Annotated in this window: 13 protein-coding genes; 9 read left to right on the top strand and 4 right to left on the bottom strand. The window is 73.4% G+C overall.

Going from position 1 to position 16611, the window contains the following annotated elements; translation table 11 throughout:
• Positions 1-17: 17 nt before the first annotated feature.
• Positions 18-893, bottom strand: coding sequence for a formyltetrahydrofolate deformylase (purU, locus tag M3185_RS03210; RefSeq protein WP_374238455.1), 876 nt, complete (start codon positions 891-893; stop codon positions 18-20).
• On the bottom strand, positions 890-1768 hold the full coding sequence (locus M3185_RS03215) for a methylenetetrahydrofolate reductase (protein WP_251332231.1): 879 nt from the start codon (positions 1766-1768) through the stop codon (positions 890-892). The genes purU and M3185_RS03215 overlap by 4 nt, the downstream gene beginning before the upstream one ends.
• 416 nt (positions 1769-2184) lie before the next feature.
• Here M3185_RS03215 and M3185_RS03220 point away from each other — a divergent pair, with 416 nt between their 5' ends.
• Positions 2185-3402 carry an MFS transporter gene (locus M3185_RS03220; RefSeq protein WP_251332232.1) on the top strand — a complete coding sequence of 406 codons (1218 nt, stop codon included), beginning with the start codon at positions 2185-2187 and terminating at the stop codon, positions 3400-3402.
• A 24-nt stretch (positions 3403-3426) separates the two neighbouring features.
• On the opposite strand, the gene M3185_RS03225 is transcribed toward M3185_RS03220, so the two are convergent.
• Positions 3427-4434 carry a LacI family DNA-binding transcriptional regulator gene (locus tag M3185_RS03225; protein WP_251332233.1) on the bottom strand — a complete coding sequence of 336 codons (1008 nt, stop codon included), beginning with the start codon at positions 4432-4434 and terminating at the stop codon, positions 3427-3429.
• Between the two features lie 202 nt (positions 4435-4636).
• Here M3185_RS03225 and M3185_RS03230 point away from each other — a divergent pair, with 202 nt between their 5' ends.
• The 5 genes from M3185_RS03230 to M3185_RS03250 all read left to right on the top strand — a co-directional run bounded on the left by M3185_RS03230 (position 4637) and on the right by M3185_RS03250 (position 11355).
• Complete coding sequence (locus M3185_RS03230) at positions 4637-5983, top strand: extracellular solute-binding protein (RefSeq protein WP_251332234.1); 1347 nt, start codon at positions 4637-4639, stop codon at positions 5981-5983.
• Positions 5983-6888, top strand: coding sequence for a carbohydrate ABC transporter permease (locus M3185_RS03235; RefSeq protein WP_251332235.1), 906 nt, complete (start codon positions 5983-5985; stop codon positions 6886-6888). Before M3185_RS03230 ends, M3185_RS03235 begins: the two co-directional genes overlap by 1 nt.
• 4 nt (positions 6889-6892) lie before the next feature.
• On the top strand, positions 6893-7717 hold the full coding sequence (locus M3185_RS03240; RefSeq protein ID WP_251332236.1) for a carbohydrate ABC transporter permease: 825 nt from the start codon (positions 6893-6895) through the stop codon (positions 7715-7717).
• 28 nt (positions 7718-7745) lie between these two features.
• On the top strand, positions 7746-10097 hold the full coding sequence (locus M3185_RS03245) for a glycoside hydrolase family 3 N-terminal domain-containing protein (RefSeq protein WP_251332237.1): 2352 nt from the start codon (positions 7746-7748) through the stop codon (positions 10095-10097).
• A gap of 85 nt (positions 10098-10182) precedes the next feature.
• Positions 10183-11355, top strand: coding sequence for an endo-1,4-beta-xylanase (locus tag M3185_RS03250; protein WP_251332238.1), 1173 nt, complete (start codon positions 10183-10185; stop codon positions 11353-11355).
• An 80-nt stretch (positions 11356-11435) separates the two neighbouring features.
• Here the strand turns inward: M3185_RS03250 and M3185_RS03255 are convergent, their stop codons facing one another.
• Positions 11436-12608 carry an ROK family transcriptional regulator gene (locus tag M3185_RS03255; RefSeq protein WP_251332239.1) on the bottom strand — a complete coding sequence of 391 codons (1173 nt, stop codon included), beginning with the start codon at positions 12606-12608 and terminating at the stop codon, positions 11436-11438.
• A gap of 145 nt (positions 12609-12753) precedes the next feature.
• On the opposite strand from M3185_RS03255, the gene xylA reads away from it, so the two are divergent.
• From xylA to M3185_RS03270, 3 genes are all read left to right on the top strand, one after another.
• Positions 12754-13977, top strand: a complete 1224-nt coding sequence (gene xylA / locus M3185_RS03260; protein WP_251332240.1) for a xylose isomerase — start codon at positions 12754-12756, stop codon at positions 13975-13977.
• Between the two features lie 117 nt (positions 13978-14094).
• Positions 14095-15489 carry a xylulokinase gene (gene xylB / locus M3185_RS03265; RefSeq protein WP_251332241.1) on the top strand — a complete coding sequence of 465 codons (1395 nt, stop codon included), beginning with the start codon at positions 14095-14097 and terminating at the stop codon, positions 15487-15489.
• 14 nt (positions 15490-15503) lie between these two features.
• Positions 15504-16580 carry an aldose epimerase family protein gene (locus M3185_RS03270; RefSeq protein WP_251332242.1) on the top strand — a complete coding sequence of 359 codons (1077 nt, stop codon included), beginning with the start codon at positions 15504-15506 and terminating at the stop codon, positions 16578-16580.
• Positions 16581-16611 lie beyond the last annotated feature (31 nt).

The raw sequence follows: 16611 nt of genomic DNA on the forward strand, positions 1-16611 counted from the left end.
CGGGGCTCGGGGCGGGGCTAGAAGACGATCGTCTGCCGGTGGTGGCGGATCACCCGGTCCTGGCAGTGCCACAGCACCGCGCGGGCGAGCACCTGGCGCTCGACGTCCGCGCCCCGCCGGGCGAGCTCCTCGGCGGTGTCCCGGTGGGAGACCCGCACGACGTCCTGCTCGATGATCGGGCCCTCGTCGAGGTCCTCGGTGACGTAGTGGGCCGTGGCCCCGATGAGCTTCACGCCCCGCTCCTTGGCCTTGCGGTACGGCGCGGCGCCGATGAAGGCGGGCAGGAAGGAGTGGTGGATGTTGATCACCGGGGCCCCGACCGCCTCGAGGAACGGCGAGGAGAGGATCTGCATGTACCGGGCGAGGACCACGAGGTCGACGTTGCCCTGGAGCAGGCGCAGGTGCTCCGCCTCCGCGGCGGCCTTGTCCTGGGTGGGCACGTAGAAGAACGGGATCCCGAAGCCGCGGACGTCCCCGGCCACGTCCGGGTGGTTGGACACGACCATGGAGACGGTCATGGGGATCTCGCCGCGGCGCTGCCGCCAGACGAGGTCGAGCAGGCAGTGGTCGTCCTTGGAGGCGAAGATCGCCACGCGCTTCGGCACGGACAGGTCGGTGAGCCGCCACCGGAGGTCGAAGCCGTTCCCGAGGGCGGTGCGCAGGTCCTCCGCCACCGCCGGGTAGCACGCCCTGTAGTTGGCGAGGTGGAAGACCGTGCGCTGGAAGAAGGCGCTGCCCGCGGGCTCCTCCGAGTGCTGGTCGAGGGCCACGATGTTGGCCCCGTGACCGGCGAGGACGGAGGTGACGGCGGCGACGATGCCCGGCTGGTCCCGCCCCTGCACGACCAGGCTCGCGTGGTCCGGGCGGAGGAGGGACCGGTGCACGGGGATCACCGCGTCCCCTGGCCGGTGGGAGCGAAGCCACGGACCCACTCGGCCGTGGCCCGCAGACCGCCGAAGGTGTAGAAGTGCAGCTGGACCTGGCCGTGCACGGACGGGTCGTGCCCGGCCGCGAGGTCGTGGAGGAACCGGTCGGGGCCCGCGGTGCCGAGCAGGTTGGTCAGGGAGAACCCGTACTTCTGGACGATCCCTGCCGAGGTGGACACCCCGAAGCGCCGGGCGTAGCCGAGCAGTCGCTTGATGCCGGCCGGGCCGGGGACCCCGATGCGCACCGGGGCGTCGACCCCGCGGCGGCGGACCTCGGCCAGCCACTCCAGGACGGGGTCGGTGTCGAAGCCGAACTGGGTGATGACGGTCGGCTCCAGGCCCTGCGCGCGGATCGCGGCGACCTTCCCGGTCAGGGCTGACCACAGGGCGTCGTCGTCGATGCCGGGGTGGCCCTCGGGGTAGCCGCTGACGCTGACTCCGCGCACCCCGTGCTGCTGGAGCAGGCCGGTGCGGACCACGGACAGGGAGTCCTCGTAGGGGCCCTCGGGGGTCTCGGGGTCCCCGCCCACCACGAACACGTGCTCGGCGGCGCCCACCTCCGCGAGCGCGGCGAGGAACTCCTCGAGCTCCCGCTGGGAGCGCAGCCGTCGGGCGGAGAGGTGCGGCACGGGGACGAACCCGTGGGCGCGCACGGCCCGCGCGGCGGCCACACGCATCGCCAGGTCCTCGTTGGCGAGGAAGGTGACGTTGATCCGGGTCCCGGGCGGGATCACGGGAGCCGCCTCCTCGAGGGCGGGGACGTCCTTGCCCGTCATCTCGAGGGAGTAGTCGGACAGCAGCCGCAGGAGGGCGGGACCGTCGGCGGGCGTGTCGATCGGCATTGATCAGGTCCTTTCCGACGCACGGGCCCGGGCAGGGATCCGTGTGCGTGGTGGAGAGCGTCCTCGCCGCCAGTGTCTCAGGTCACAATATCTATGTACAGAGTGCTTCGGGAGGCCACCTCTTCCCCGGCGGCCCCCGGTGGGCCCCGGTCGCACACGGCCGCACCTGGACCGGACCACCCCGGCCGAGCAGTTCCCCCGCAGCCGCCGCGGCGGCACGCCGCGCCGGCTGCGGCGCCGAGGTCGACACGCCCGGCCTGGAGGTCGTGGCCGGGACGAGCACGCCGCCGGCCGGATCGTGCGGCCCGAGAGCGCCTGACGGGAGCCCGCGCGGCCGCCGACGTACTCTGGAGCCTGCCCGGGGAGCCGACGTCGTGCCCGCCCGGACCGCGAGCGAGCCAGGAGGAGACCGTCCAGTGCAGACCCCGCACGCCGACCAGCACGCCGTCCCCCCGTCCCGCCGGGCGCTGGTCCACCTGGGGGTGTGCGTGGTCCTGGTCGGGCTGAACCTGCGCACGGTCTTCTCGAGCTTCTCCGCGATCCTGCCGGAGATCACCGCCGCCGCCGGCCTGCCGTCCTGGGCGGTCACCGCCCTGACCACGGCCCCGGTGACGCTGCTCGGGGTCTTCGCCCCCCTCGCCCCGCGGCTGGCCCGCCGGTTCGGGGCGGAGCACGTGCTGCTGGGCGCCATGGCGCTGCTCGCCCTGGGGCTGGCCCTCCGCGGGCTGCCCCTGCCGGGGGCGGGTGCCGTGCCGCTGCTGCTGGCCGGGACGGTCGCGTGCGGGGCCGCGATCGCCCTGGGCAACGTGCTGCTGCCCTCGCTCGTCAAGCGCGACTTCGCCCACCGCCTCGGGCTGATGAGCGGGCTCTACACCACCGCCATCTGCGCCTCCGCGGCCCTCGGGGCGGGCCTGACCTACCCGGCGCTCCAGGCGACCGGGTCCTGGCGGGCGTCGCTGGGGCTGTGGGCGGTGCCGGCCGTGGCCGTCGTGGCCCTGCTGGTCCCGGTGGCGGCCCGCCACCGGGCGGCAGCACCAGGGGCACCGGCCGGCGGAGGGCCGGGCCCGTGGCGCTCCCCGGTGGCCTGGCAGGTCACCGGGTTCATGGTCTTCCAGGCCATGATGTCCTTCAGCGTCTTCGCCTGGCTCGCCCCCATCCTGCGGGACCGCGGGATCGACGGGGCCACTGCGGGGCTGATCGTGGCGGTGTCCATCGTGCTGCAGATGACGGGCTCCCTGTTCGCCCCCGCGCTGGCCGTGCGGCTGCGCGACCAGCGGGTGCTCAACGCCGCGCTCGCCCTGATGGCCGGCGGCGGCTTCGTGCTGTCGATCTTCGGGCCCCTCCCGCTGATTTGGGTGTGGACCGGTCTGCTGGGGCTGGGCCAGGGCGCCCTGACGGCCGTGGCCCTGACGATGATCGCCCTGCGCACCCGCAGCCCCGCCATGGCCGTGCGGCTGTCGGGGATGATGCAGGGCGTCGGCTACGGCCTGGGCTCCTCCGGCACCTTCCTGGTGGGGCAGCTGCTGGACGCCACCGGCGGCTTCGCGGCCGCGGGGGCCCTGTTCGCGGTGGTCGGCACGCTGGCCGCCGTCTTCGGCTGGCAGGCCGGACGGGCCCGTCTCATCCGGGAGTAGCCCCGCCGGACCCGCCCGGCGGCCTCACAGGGGTGCGGTGGAGGCCCGTTCCACGAGGGAGGTCTGCAGCTGGATGGGATGGGCCCGCCGGGAGGACCCGGTGAGCATGCCCAGCGCCCGCTCCACGGCCATCTCGCCCATGGCCTGCAGGGGCTGGCGCACGGTGGTCAGCTTCGGCGACGCCCACCGTGCCACGAGGGTGTCGTCGAAGCCCACCACGCTCAGGTCCGCGGGAATCTGCAGGGACGCCTGCCGCGCCGCCTCGAAGGCCCCGAGGGCGGCCTCGTCGGACGCCGCGAACAGGGCGGTGGGACGCGGCTCGAGGCCCAGCAGGTGCGCGGCGGACCCGAAGCCGTCCTCGTAGCTGAAGCCGTCCCCCACCACGAGCGCCGGGTCGTAGGCGATGCCAGCGGCCTCCAGGGCGCTGCGGTAGCCCGCGAGCCGCTCGCCCGCCGGGACGGAGCCCTCCGGCCCGCGCAGGTGCCCGATCCGTCGGTGGCCGAGCCCGATCAGGTGGTTCGTCGCCTCCAGCCCCCCGGCCCAGTTCGTCGACCCGATGCTGGGCACGGCCGGCGGGAGGCTGTTCACCGGGTCGATCGCGAGCAGCGGCACGCGCGCCCGCGCGGCCGCCGCGATCTGCTCCTCGCCCAGCGGCGTGGTCACCGCGATGACCGCGGTGGCTCCGTCCCGCCCGCAGTGGGCGAACCACTCCTCCGAGAACGGCGGGACGTCCCCCTTCTCGAGGGCGGGCAGCGTGTTGAGCAGCAGGTCGGCGCCGGCGCGCCCGCAGGCGTCGACGGCGCCCGCCATGACTTGCAGCGAGTAGTTGCTCTCCAGGGTGTCGAAGACCAGCACGATCGCCGAGCGCGGCTGCCTGCTCGCCGCCGCGGTGTAGCCCAGCGCGGCCGCGGCGGCGCGGACCTTCTCCCGGGTGCTCTCGCCCACGTCCGGACGCCCGTTGAGCACCTTCGAGACGGTCCCCTTGGAGACTCCCGCGTGGACGGCCACCTCGGTCAGCGTCGTCCTCTTCATGGCATCAGTCTCCTCGTTCGGGGCCCGGGGGTCTCGTGCCGCCGCGCTGGTGGGCGAAACTTTTCGGCGGACCGATTCCCGTAATCCAGATCACAGAGGACTATTGACGACCGGGGAAGGCCCCACCTACTCTGCTTGCAACGAAACATTATTCGAAACGTTTCGAAACTGCAATGCCCCACTCAACGACGAGGACATCGCCATGACGACTTCCCGTACCTCTCGCTCCTCCTTCGCCGACGTGGCCCGGACCCCCCTCTCGCGGCGCTCGCTGGGCCGCTTCGCCTTCGTGGGGGCCGCGGCCGTGGCCCTCGCCGGGTGCGGCGGCGGCGCCCGGCCCGCCGGCGCCGGGGGCACCGGGGCCACCGCGTGGACCCTCACCGGAGGAGCGGAGGACATGTTCCGCGCGTCGTTCCAGGCGTGGAACGACGCGCACCAGGACGCGCAGATCGCGGCGGAGTACTTCGCCAACGACGCCTTCAAGGAGAAGATCCGCACCAGCGTCGGCTCCGGCAACGCTCCCACCCTGATCTACGGCTGGGGCGGCGACGGGCTGAAGGACTACGTGGAGAACGACAACGTGGTCGAGCTCACCGGGAAGGTCCCGCAGATGGAGGAGCGCGCCCTCGACTCCGTCCTGCAGACCGGCATGGTCGGCGGGAAGCTCTACGCCGTCCCGAACAACAACACCCAGCCGGTCATCCTCTACTACAACACCAAGCTCTTCGAGGAGCAGGGCGTCGAGCCCCCCGCCACCTGGGACGAGCTGATGGACGCGGTGCAGAAGTTCAAGGCCGCGGGGATCACCCCGATCTCCGTGGCCGGCGCCAGCCAGTGGCCGTACCTGATGTGGATCCAGTACCTGACCGACCGGATCGGCGGCCCGGAGGCGTTCCAGGCGGTCGTGGACGGCAAGCCGGACGCGTGGTCGAACCCCGCGATCAAGGAGGCCCTGGAGAGGATCCAGGAGCTCGTCGCGGCCGGCGGCTTCGGCGAGGCCTACGGCTCGGTGGTGGCCGACGCGAGCGCCGACGTCGCCCTCGTGCACACCGACCAGGCGGCCATGATGCTGCACGGCAGCTGGGTGTACACCAGCTTCCTCACCGACGCCCCCGAGTGGACCGCCGAGGGCAACCTCGGCTACGCCGCGTTCCCGAGGGTCGAGGGCGGGAAGGGCGACCCGAAGAACATCGTGGGCAACCCGGCGAACTTCTGGGCCGTGTCCGCCGACGCGAGCCAGGAGCAGCAGGACATCGCGTTCCGCTACCTCAACGAGATGAACCTCGACGACACGGCCGTCGACACCCTCTTCGGCGCCGGGCTCATCCCCGCGGTCGACGGGGTCGAGGACCGGATCGCCGCGACGGAGCACCCCGAGTACCTCCGGTTCGCCTACTCGATGGTCCAGGACGCCCCGCACTTCCAGCTCTCCTGGGACCAGGCGCTGCCCGCCGAGCAGGCGCAGGCGCTCCTGACCAACCTCAGCCAGGTGTTCCAGCGGGAGAAGACCCCGGCCGAGTTCCAGTCCGCGATGAACGGGACGCTGTGATGCTGATGCGGGCACCGGCCAGGCGGGCGTCCCGGACGGGGGCGCGGCCCAGTGGCTGGCTCCTCGCCCCGGCCCTCGTCTTCTTCGGCCTGTTCTCCCTCGGGCCGCTGCTGGGGGTGTTCGTCCTGTCCTTCATGCAGTGGGACGGGCTGGGCACCCCTGCGTGGACGGGGCTCGACAACTGGGCGGCGGTCTTCGACGACCCCGTCTCCCGCGACGCCATGTGGCTGACGCTGAAGATGACGCTGCTCAGCTACGCGGTGCAGTTCCCGCTGAGCCTCCTGCTGGGCGTGTTCATGGCCGGGCGCCAGCGGTACCGCGAGTTTCTCTCGGTGCTGTACTTCCTGCCCATGCTCTTCTCGGCCGCAGCGATCGGCATCGCCTTCAAGGCCCTGCTCGACCCCAACTTCGGGCTGTCGAAGGCGTTCGACGCCGCGTTCCTGCGGCAGGACTGGCTGGGGTCCCCGGACCTCGCCTTCTACGTGGCCGTGTTCGTCATCTCCTGGTCCTTCATCCCGTTCCACTCCCTCCTCTACCAGGCCGGGGTGCGGCAGATCCCGCAGACGATGTACGAGGCGGCGACGCTCGACGGGGCCGGGACGGTGCGGCAGTTCTTCTCCATCACGCTCCCGCAGCTGAAGTACACGGTCGTGACGTCGTCGACCCTGATGCTGGTGGGCTCCCTGACCTACTTCGACCTGGTCTTCAGCCTCACCGGCGGAGGACCCGGCACGGCGACGCGGATCCTGCCGCTGGACATGTACCTCACCGGATTCCGCAGCAACCAGATGGGCGAGGCCAGCGCGCTCGCGGTGATCCTCGTCGTCGTCGGCCTCGCCCTGTCCCTCGGTCTCCAGAAGCTCTCCGGCGCCGACCGGATGGAGAGCCAGGCGGAAGGTGCCTAGTCCCATGACCTCACGTCTCACCACCCGCAACATCCCGGCGGCGGTCGGCGGGTGGCTGTGGCTGGCCGCCATCATCGTGCCGATCTACTACATGGTCATCACGAGCACGAAGCCGCGCTCCGACTACTACTCCACGAACCCCCTGGTGCCCTCGGCCCCGACCTTCGCGCCGTACGCCGCGGTGCTGGAGAACGACTTCGTCCGGTACTTCACGAACAGCCTGGTCGTGGTGGTGTGCACCGTGGCCGGCATCGTGTTCCTGTCCCTGCTCGCGTCCTACGTGATCGTGCGCAGCCGCTCAGCGGTGGCGGTGCTCTCCAACCGGCTGTTCCTGCTGGGCATCGCCATCCCGATCCAGGCCACGATCATCCCGATCTACCTGATCATCATCCAGCTGGGGCTCTACGACACCCTCGCGGCACTCGTGCTGCCGGGCATCGCCTCGGGGATCCCGATCACCGTCCTGATCCTCACGAACTTCATGCGCGACGTCCCCAACGAGCTCTACGAGTCGATGACCCTCGACGGCGCCGGGCACTGGAAGATCTTCCGCTCCCTCGTCCTGCCGCTCAGCATGCCCGCCGTCACCACGGTGGCGGTCTACAACGCGCTCAACAGCTGGAACAACTTCCTGTTCCCGCTGATCCTCACCCAGAGCGCCGACCGCCGCACGCTGCCCCTGTCCCTGTGGACCTACCAGGGGGAGTTCCAGGCGGACATCCCCGCGGTGCTCGCCGCCGTCGTCCTCTCGGCGGTGCCCATCCTCGTCCTCTACGTCTTCGGGCGGCGCCAGCTCGTCGCCGGCCTCACCGCCGGCTTCGGCAAGTGACCGTCCCGCCCCTCCACGAAAGAAGCCCATGACAGACCGACCCGTGACCCAGCCCTGGAACGACCCCTCCCGCCCGGTCGCCGAACGCGTCGACGCCCTCCTGCAGGAGCTCACCCTCGAGGAGAAGGCCGGCCAGCTCGGCAGCTACTGGCTGCGCCCGGACCCCGAGGACGCGGCCCCCGGCGCCGCCCCGATGGAGGCCGCCTTCGCCGGGGACCGCTCCACCTTCGAGGCCGCCATCGCCCACGGCCTCGGCCACATCACCCGGGCCTTCGGCAGCGCGCCAGTCTCCTCCGCCGAGGGCGTCGAGCACCTGCGCACCCTGCAGGGCCAGGTCGTGGCCACCTCCCGGCTCGGGATCCCCGCGATCGCCCACGAGGAGTGCCTCACCGGGTTCACCACCCTCGGCGCCACGTGCTACCCCGCCGCCATCGCGTGGGGCGCGGCCTTCGACCCCGCGCTCGTCCGGGAGATGGCCCGGCGCATCGGCACCGACATGCAGGCCGTCGGCGTCCACCTCGGCCTCTCCCCCGTGCTCGACGTGGTGCGCGACTACCGGTGGGGCCGCGTGGAGGAGACCGTGGGCGAGGACCCCTACCTCGTCGGCTCCGTGACCACCGAGTACGTCCGCGGCCTCCAGGAGGCGGGCGTCGTCGCGACCCTCAAGCACTTCGCCGGCTACTCGGCCTCCCGCGCCGGGCGCAACCACGCCCCCGTCTCGATCGGCCCCCGCGAGTTCCGCGACGTCGTGCTCGTCCCCTTCGAGATGGCCGTGAAGCTCGGGCGGGTCGGCGCGGTCATGAACTCCTACGCCGACGTCGACGGCGTGCCCCCCGCGGCCGACCCCGAGCTGCTCACCGGGCTGCTGCGGGAGAGGTGGGGCTTCGAGGGCACGGTCGTCTCCGACTACTGGGCCGTGAGCTTCCTGGAGTCGATGCACCGTGTGGCCGGGAGCGCCCGGGAGGCCGGAATCCGCTCGCTGGCCGCCGGGATGGACGTCGAGCTGCCGGAGACCGGGTGCTTCGCCGACCTCGCCGCCGCGGTGCGCGCGGGAGAGCTCGAGGAGTCCGTGCTGGACCGCGCCGTGCGCCGGGTGCTCACCCAGAAGGTCGAGCTGGGCCTGCTGGACGAGGGCTTCGACCCCGCCGTCGCGGGCGAGGCCGTCGACCTCGACTCCCCGGCCAACCGCGCGCTGGCCCGGCGGATGGCCGAGGAGTCGGTCGTGCTGCTGAAGAACGAGGGCGTCCTGCCGCTGGCCGGACCGCGCCGCGTCGCCGTGATCGGCCCGAGCGCCGCCCAGCCCCGGTCCTTCCTGGGCTGCTACAGCTTCACCAACCACGTCCTGTCCCGCTTCGGCGAGGGCGGCACCGGCATCGAGATCACCTCCGTGGTCGACGCGCTCGCCGAGGAGTTCGCCGGGCAGGACGTCGAGCTGCGCCACTCCCGCGGCGTCGACTTCACCGACCCGGACGTCAGCGGCATCGCGGAGGCCGTCGCGGCCGCCGAGGCCGCCGACGTCGCGGTCGTGACCGTCGGCGACCTCGCCGGGCTGTTCGGCACCGGGACCTCCGGGGAGGGCTGCGACGTCGTCGACCTGTCCCTGCCGGGCCGGCAGGCCGAGCTGGTCGAGGCGGTGCTGGCCACCGGCACCCCGGTCGTGCTCGTGCTGATCACGGGCCGCCCGTACAGCATCGGCGCGTTCGACGACCGCTGCGCCGCCGTGGTGCAGGCGTTCATGCCCGGCGAGGAGGGCGGTCACGCCGTGGCCGGGGTGCTCTCGGGCCGGGTCAACCCCTCGGGCCGGCTGCCCGTCGGGATCCCCCGCCACGTCGGGGGCCAACCGGGGACTTACCTGGCCCCGCCGCTGGGCGGCTGGTCGGAGGGCGTGTCCAACCTCGACCCCCGGCCCCTGTACCCCTTCGGCCACGGCATCGGCTACTCGCGCTTCGCATACGCCGACCTGGAGCTCTCCGCGACGGAGATCGCCACCGACGGCGAGGTCGAGGTCGCCGTGACCGTCACCAACACCTCCGGCCGGGCCGGCCAGGAGGTCGTCCAGCTCTACCTGTCCGATCCGGTGGCGCAGGTGGTGCGGCCGGTGAAGTTCCTCACCGGCTTCGCCAAGATCGTCCTCGACCCGGGCGCGAGCGCCCGGGTGGCGTTCACCGTCCACGCCGAGCGCGCCGCGTTCACCGGCCGGGACATGCGGCGGGTCGTCGAGCCCGGCGAGATCGTCGTGCGCGTGGGCTCCTCCAGCGAGGACCTGCCCCTGGAGGCCTCCTTCGCCATCACCGGCGAGGTGCGCGACGTCGAGGACGTCGAGCGCGTCCTCACCACGCCGGTCTCCACCGCCCTCACCGCCCCGGTCGGGACGGCCTGAGCACCCCGGTTCCCCCATCCCCTCGTTCCCCTCGTTCCCCTCGTTCTCCCCGCACCATCCCCTCCCCCACAGAACGGACCCCGAGATGACCACGCGAACAGCCCTCCTGCGCACCGGCGCCGCCACGGCCCTCGCCGCCCTGTCCCTCACCGCGCTCCCCCAGGCCGCGGTGGCCGACCCCGGCACCACGCCCCCCGGCCTGGCGAAGCAGGACACCCTGCGCTGGAACGCCCCGAAGGACTTCTACATCGGCAGTGCCGTGGCGGGCGGCGGCCACCACACGACGGCCGACTACCCCGAGCCGTTCCCGTCCGACCCGCGGTACCGCTCCGTCCTGGCCGCCGAGTTCAGCTCCCTCACCCCCGAGAACCAGATGAAGTGGGAGTTCGTCCACCCCGAGCCGGGCGTCTACGACTTCGGCCCCGCCGACGACATCGTCGACTTCGCCGAGGCCAACGGGCAGGTCGTGCGCGGGCACACCCTGTTCTGGCACAGCCAGAACCCCGACTGGCTCGAGAGCGGCGACTACACCCCGGAGGAGCTGCGCGCCATCCTCAAAGACCACGTGCAGACCGTGGTCGGCCGCTACGCGGGCCGCATCCAGCAGTGGGAGGTCGCCAACGAGATCTTCGACGACAGCGGACAGCTGCGCACGCAGGACAACATCTGGCTGCGGGAGCTGGGCCCGTCGATCATCGGGGACGTCTTCCGCTGGGCGCACGAGGCGGACCCGGAGGCCAAGCTGTTCTTCAACGACTACAACGTCGAGGGGACCAACGCGAAGGCCGACGCCTACTACGCCCTGATCCAGGACCTGCTCGCCCAGGGCGTGCCCGTCCACGGCTTCGGCATGCAGACCCACCTCGGCCTGCAGTACGGCTTCGACGGGCGGATGCAGGCCAACCTGCAGCGCTTCGACGACCTCGGGCTGGAGACGGCCGTCACGGAGATGGACGTCCGCGGCCCGGTCGGGGCGGACGACCGGATGAGCGAGGAGCTGCGGCAGAAACAGGCGGAGTGGTTCCGCAGCGCGCTCAGCGCGTGCCTGGCCGTGGAGGACTGCAACTCCTTCACCGTGTGGGGCGCCCTGGACGAGCACTCCTGGGTGCCGAACACCTTCCCCGGCTACGGCGACGCCCTGACCATGGAGGGCGACTACGAGCGCAAGCCCGCCTACTACGCCCTGCAGCGCACGCTGGCCGAGGCCAGCCCCGGTGGCGCGGCGCGCCTGGCGCACCACCCGGCGCTCCGGAAATGACCCGTGCCGTCCGGCACCGCCCGGACGGCACGGCGACGGGGCCCGCTCGCACCGAGCGGGCCCCGTCGCCGTGCCCGGCCTCAGCCGCGGGCGATCCACCACGCCGGGGAGGCGAAGATCGGCTCCAGGGCGGTCGTGGCCGCCCCGGTCAGCGAGGGCCGGTCGTCGGCCGCGGCCTGCTCGATCCGGACGGGCCCCGCCTCCGCCGTGAGCGCGTGGGCCTCGACGACCTCCCGCAGCACGGGCTCCAGCTCCTGCGCGATGGGCCCGAAGTAGCCGGAGAGCACCACCGTGGACAGGTCCAGGACGTTCATCGAGTTCGCCAGGACGGCGCCGAGGGGGCGGCCGAGCATCTCCACGACGGCCTCCCGGCTGTGCAGCCGCCGCGCCATGGCCTCCACGAGGTCCTCGATCCGCACGTCCTCGGGCAGCCCGGTCCTCCCGCGCAGGGCGTGGTAGCTGACGTAGGCCTCCAGGCAGCCCCGCCGCCCGCACCGGCACGGCTGTCCGCCGGGCTCGATCGTCACGTGCCCCAGCTCCCCCGCCCAGCCGTGCTCGCCGCGGTGGATCCGGCCCTCGAGGACCACGGCGCCGCCGATCCCGGTCTGCCCGTGCAGGAAGAGGAAGGACTCCCCGGGCCGGCGCAGCACCTCCGTGCCGGCCGCGAGCATGCTGTCGTTACCGGCCGTCAGCAGGGCGCCCCGGAAGGACGGCAGCCGCCGCAGCCGCTCCAGCAGGGGCACGGCCCGCCAGGCCAGGTTGGGGGCGGAGAGCACCGTCTCCCGGTCGGTGGACAGGCGCCCGGGGACGGAGACGCAGACCCCCGCCACGCGCGCCTGCGCCACCGCCGCCAGGGCCTCGTCGAGCAGGTGCGCGAGCTCCCCGGCCACGGCGTCCACCGGGGCGCCGACGAAGGAGCCGAACCGTGAGCCCTCGTGCAGTACCTCCCCGTCCAGGCCGGTCACGAGACACGCCACGTGGTCCGCGGCGATCTCCAGGCCCACCCCGGCCACGCCGCCGCGCGCCAGGCTCAGCGGGATCACCGGTCGGCCGGCGGCTCCGCTGGCGGCCTGCGCGCCCTCCACCACCAGGCCCGCGTCGAGCAGCTCCTGGACCAGCTTGGACACGGTCGGCTTGGTGAGGCCGCTGCGCTTGGCGAGGCCGGCCCGCGAGACGGGGCCGTCGGCCTCCGCCACGGCGCGGAGCACGGTGGAGAGGTTGTGCTCCCGCAGATCGGTGGACTGCACGGGCATCTCTCCGTCGGATCGAGGGGACGCGGGCCGGGGGACCCGCACGGGGGCGGGACCGGCCGGCAATTCCGGCGCAGCCCTTCCCCCAGACTACCGCGCTCCCTATAGTAAGTAACGGTAACTAACTCATACTGAGAAAGGACCTCCGATGTCCACCACCGCTCCCGCCACCTCCCTCGCCGCCTCCCTCACGCCCTCCCCGGAGGACCGGTTCTCCTTCGGCCTGTGGACCGTCGGCTGGGCCGCCCGCGACCAGTTCGGCACCGCATCCCGCCCGGACCTCGACCCCCTCGCCTCGGTGCGCAAGCTCAAGGAGCTCGGCGCGTGGGGCTTCACCTTCCACGACAACGACCTCATCCCGTTCGACGCGACCGAGGCCGAGCGCGAGCGGCTGATCGGGGAGCTGAAGCGGACCATGGACGACACCGGCATGGTCTGCGAGATGGTCACCACCGACACCTTCGCCGAGCCGGTCTTCAAGGACGGCGCCTTCACCTCCAACGACCGGCGGGTCCGCCGCTACGGGCTGCGCAAGGTGCTGCGCAACGTCGACCTCGCGGCCGAGCTGGGCGCCACCACGTTCGTGATGTGGGGCGGGCGCGAGGGCTCCGAGTACGACTCCTCCAAGGACCTTCTCGCCTCCCTCGAGCGCTACGCCGAGGGCATCGACACCGTGGCCGGCTACATCAAGTCGCAGGGCTACGACCTGCGCATCGGCCTCGAGCCGAAGCCGAACGAGCCCCGCGGCGACATCTTCCTCCCCACCGTGGGCCACGCCCTCGCGTTCATCGAGCGCCTCGAGCACGGCGACGTCGTGGGCGTGAACCCCGAGACCGGGCACGAGCAGATGGCCACCCTGAACTACACGCACGGCCTCGCCCAGGCGCTGTGGGCCGAGAAGCTCTTCCACATCGACCTCAACGGCCAGAACGGGCCCATGTACGACCAGGACCTGGTCTTCGGGCACGGCAACCTGATCAGCGCGTTCTTCACCGTCGACCTGCTCGAGAACGGCTTCCCGTCGAGGCCGGGGGCCTACCAGGGCGCCCGCCACTTCGACTACAAGCCCTCCCGCACCGAGCACCTCGACGGCGTGTGGGACTCCGCGGCCGCGAACATGCGGATGTACCTCGCCCTCAAGGAGCGTGCCGTGGCCTTCCGCCAGGACCCCGAGGTCCAGGAGGCCCTGGAGCAGGCCGGGGTCCTCGAGCTCGCCGAGCCGACCCTCGCCGAGGGCGAGGACCTGCAGTCCTTCCTCGCCGACCGCGGTGCCTACGAGGACCTCGACCTCACCGGCCCCTCGGAGCGCAACTACGGCTTCGTGCGCCTGCACCAGCTCGCCGTCGAACACCTCATGGGCGCCCGCGGCTGAGGCCCCGCCCGCCGCCCGGCCCCGGGCGGCGGGCCCGGCCGGGCGCGCACCCCGCGCGCCCGGCCCCCCGTCCCCCATCCGCGGTGCCCCGGCACCTGTTCGTCAACGAGGACCTTCATGGCACGCACCACCGTCCTGGGCATCGACTCCTCCACCCAGTCCACCAAGGCGCTCCTGGTCGACGCAGAGACCGGCGAGGTCCTCGACGCCCGCCGCGCCCCCCACCCGGAGGGCACCGAGGTCGACCCCCGCGCCTGGCTCGCGGCGCTCGACGACGCCGCCGGCCCCTTCCTCGAGGAGGTCTCCGCCGTGGCGGTCGGGGGCCAGCAGCACGGCATGGTGGCCTTCGACGAGCACGACGACGTCGTGCGCGACGCCCTCCTGTGGAACGACACCCGCTCCGCCGACCAGGCCGAGGCCCTGGTCGAGGAGATGGGCGGGCCGGCCGCGTGCGCCGAGGAGCTCGGCAGCGTGCTGGTGGCGTCCATGACCTCCACCAAGCTGCGCTGGATGGCCGAGCACGAACCCGGCAACGCCGCCCGGACCCACCGGGTGCTGCTGCCCCACGACTACCTCTCGTGGCACCTCAACGAGGACCGCTCCTCCTTCTTCACCGACCGCGGCGACGCCTCCGGCACCGGGTACTGGTCGCCCCGGACCGGGGACTGGTGCCCCGACCTCGCCCGCCGCGCGCTCGGCCACGACGTCGCGCTGCCCGGGCTCGCCCCCCGCCCGAACGCCGTGATGGGCCGCACCGTCCACGGGGCGGCGCTGGCCGCCGGCACCGGGGACAACATGGCCGCGGCGCTGGGCGTCGCCCTCGGGCCCGGGGACGTGTCGCTGTCGATCGGCACCTCGGGGGTGGCCGCCATGGTCTCGGAGACCCGTGCGGCGGACCCGACCGGGCTGGTCACCGGGTTCGCCGACGCCACCGGCCGCTACCTGCCCATGGCCACGACCCTCAACGCCGCGCGGGTCCTGGAGTTCGGCGCCCGCGTGCTCGGCGTCGACCACGCCGGTCTCGCCGAGCTCGCGCTCGCCGCCCGCCCGGGGGCGGGCGGGGTCGCCCTGCTGCCCTACCTCGACGGCGAGCGCACGCCCAACCGCCCGCGGGCCCGCGCGACCCTGCACGGGATGTCCACGCGCACCACGCGCGAGGACGTGGCGCGCGCCTGCGTCGAGGGGCTGCTGTGCTCGCTCGCCGACGGGATGGCCGCGCTGGAACGGGCCACGGGCGCCACCGTGGAGCGGGTCGTCCTGATCGGCGGCGGGGCCCGGTCCGAGGCGGTGCGCCGGCTGGCCCCCGCCGTGCTCGGCCGCCCCGTCCTGGTCCCCGCCCCGGGCGAGTACGTGGCCCTGGGCGCCGCCCGGCAGGCGGCCTGGGCCTTCACCGGCGCCGGCGAGCCCCCGGCCTGGGCGCTGCCCGGCCTCCAGGAGTACGGCGCCGAGCCCACCCCGCAGGTGCTGGAGGCCTACCGGGAGCTGCGCGACCGCACCGGGACCTGGGCGTGAGGCCGGACCGGACCGTGCCCGGGCCGCCCGGCCCCCGGTCCTTCGGGACGCTGCCCGACGGCCGGGAGGTCACCGTCCACACCCTCACGGCCCCGAACGGCCTGGAGCTGCGGGTCCTTGACCTCGGCGCCGCCGTGCAGGCCCTGCGCGTGCCCGGTCCGGACGGCACGGGTACGAACGTGGTGCTGGGCCATCCCGACGCGTCCGGCTACGCCGAGCACGCGGACGCGTACCTGGGCTCGGTCGTGGGCCGCTACGCCAACCGGATCGGCGGCGCGCGCTTCGCCCTCGACGGCGAGGACTTCACGCTCAGCGCCAACGAGGGCCCGACCTGCCTGCACGGCGGGGCCGACGGGTTCCACCGGCGGATCTGGCGGACGGTCCGCGCGAGCCGCACCTCGCTGGTCCTGGAGCTGGTCAGCCCCGCCGGGGACCAGGGCTTCCCCGGGGAGGTCGTCCTGCAGGCCCGGTACACCGTCGCGGACGACGTCGTGGCCCTCGAGCTGGAGGCGCGCACCGATGCGCCGACCGTGCTGGGGCCTGCGAACCACGCCTACTTCAACCTCGCGGGCGAGGGCTCCGGGACCGTGGACGAGCACCTGCTGCTCGTCGAGGCGGACCACTACCTCCCGGTGGGCCCGGACTCCCTGCCCCTCGGCGGGCTGGCGGCCGTGGCGGGCACGCCGTTCGACCTGACCGCCCCGGCACGGCTGGGCGAGCGGGTGCGCTGCGGCCACCCGCAGGTGAGCGCGGTGGGCGGGATCGACCATTCCTTCCACCTGCGGGGCTCGGGCCTGCGCCGGGCGGCGCTGCTGGAGCACCCGGCGAGCGGACGGTACCTGGAGCTGTTCACGGACCGCCCCGCCCTGCAGGTGTACACCGGCAACTCCCTGGACGGCACCGCGCCGGGCACCTCCGGGCGCCGGTACCGGCAGGGCGACGGCGTGGCCCTCGAGGCCCAGGCGCATCCCGACTCCCCCAACCGGCCCTGGCTCTCGGACGCGGTGCTGCGCCCGGGGCAGGTCCACCGATCGCGCACGCAGTGGCGGTTCGGCCTGCGCACCGGCCCGGCGGGGGCCGTCCGGGGATAGGCGCCGGCCCGCGGCCTCCGCCCCCGCCCCC

This window comes from Kocuria rosea, from assembly GCF_023715525.1.
Classification (GTDB): domain Bacteria; phylum Actinomycetota; class Actinomycetes; order Actinomycetales; family Micrococcaceae; genus Kocuria; species Kocuria rosea_A.

Coding starts and splice junctions, on each gene's coding strand:
- M3185_RS03215 (WP_251332231.1), bottom strand. CDS start 1,768: ATGCCGATCGACACGCCCGCCGACGGTCCCGCCCTCCTGCGGCTGCTG.
- M3185_RS03225 (WP_251332233.1), bottom strand. CDS start 4,434: ATGAAGAGGACGACGCTGACCGAGGTGGCCGTCCACGCGGGAGTCTCC.
- M3185_RS03230 (WP_251332234.1), top strand. CDS start 4,637: ATGACGACTTCCCGTACCTCTCGCTCCTCCTTCGCCGACGTGGCCCGG.
- M3185_RS03235 (WP_251332235.1), top strand. CDS start 5,983: ATGCTGATGCGGGCACCGGCCAGGCGGGCGTCCCGGACGGGGGCGCGG.
- M3185_RS03240 (WP_251332236.1), top strand. CDS start 6,893: ATGACCTCACGTCTCACCACCCGCAACATCCCGGCGGCGGTCGGCGGG.
- M3185_RS03245 (WP_251332237.1), top strand. CDS start 7,746: ATGACAGACCGACCCGTGACCCAGCCCTGGAACGACCCCTCCCGCCCG.
- M3185_RS03250 (WP_251332238.1), top strand. CDS start 10,183: ATGACCACGCGAACAGCCCTCCTGCGCACCGGCGCCGCCACGGCCCTC.
- M3185_RS03255 (WP_251332239.1), bottom strand. CDS start 12,608: ATGCCCGTGCAGTCCACCGATCTGCGGGAGCACAACCTCTCCACCGTG.
- xylA (WP_251332240.1), top strand. CDS start 12,754: ATGTCCACCACCGCTCCCGCCACCTCCCTCGCCGCCTCCCTCACGCCC.
- xylB (WP_251332241.1), top strand. CDS start 14,095: ATGGCACGCACCACCGTCCTGGGCATCGACTCCTCCACCCAGTCCACC.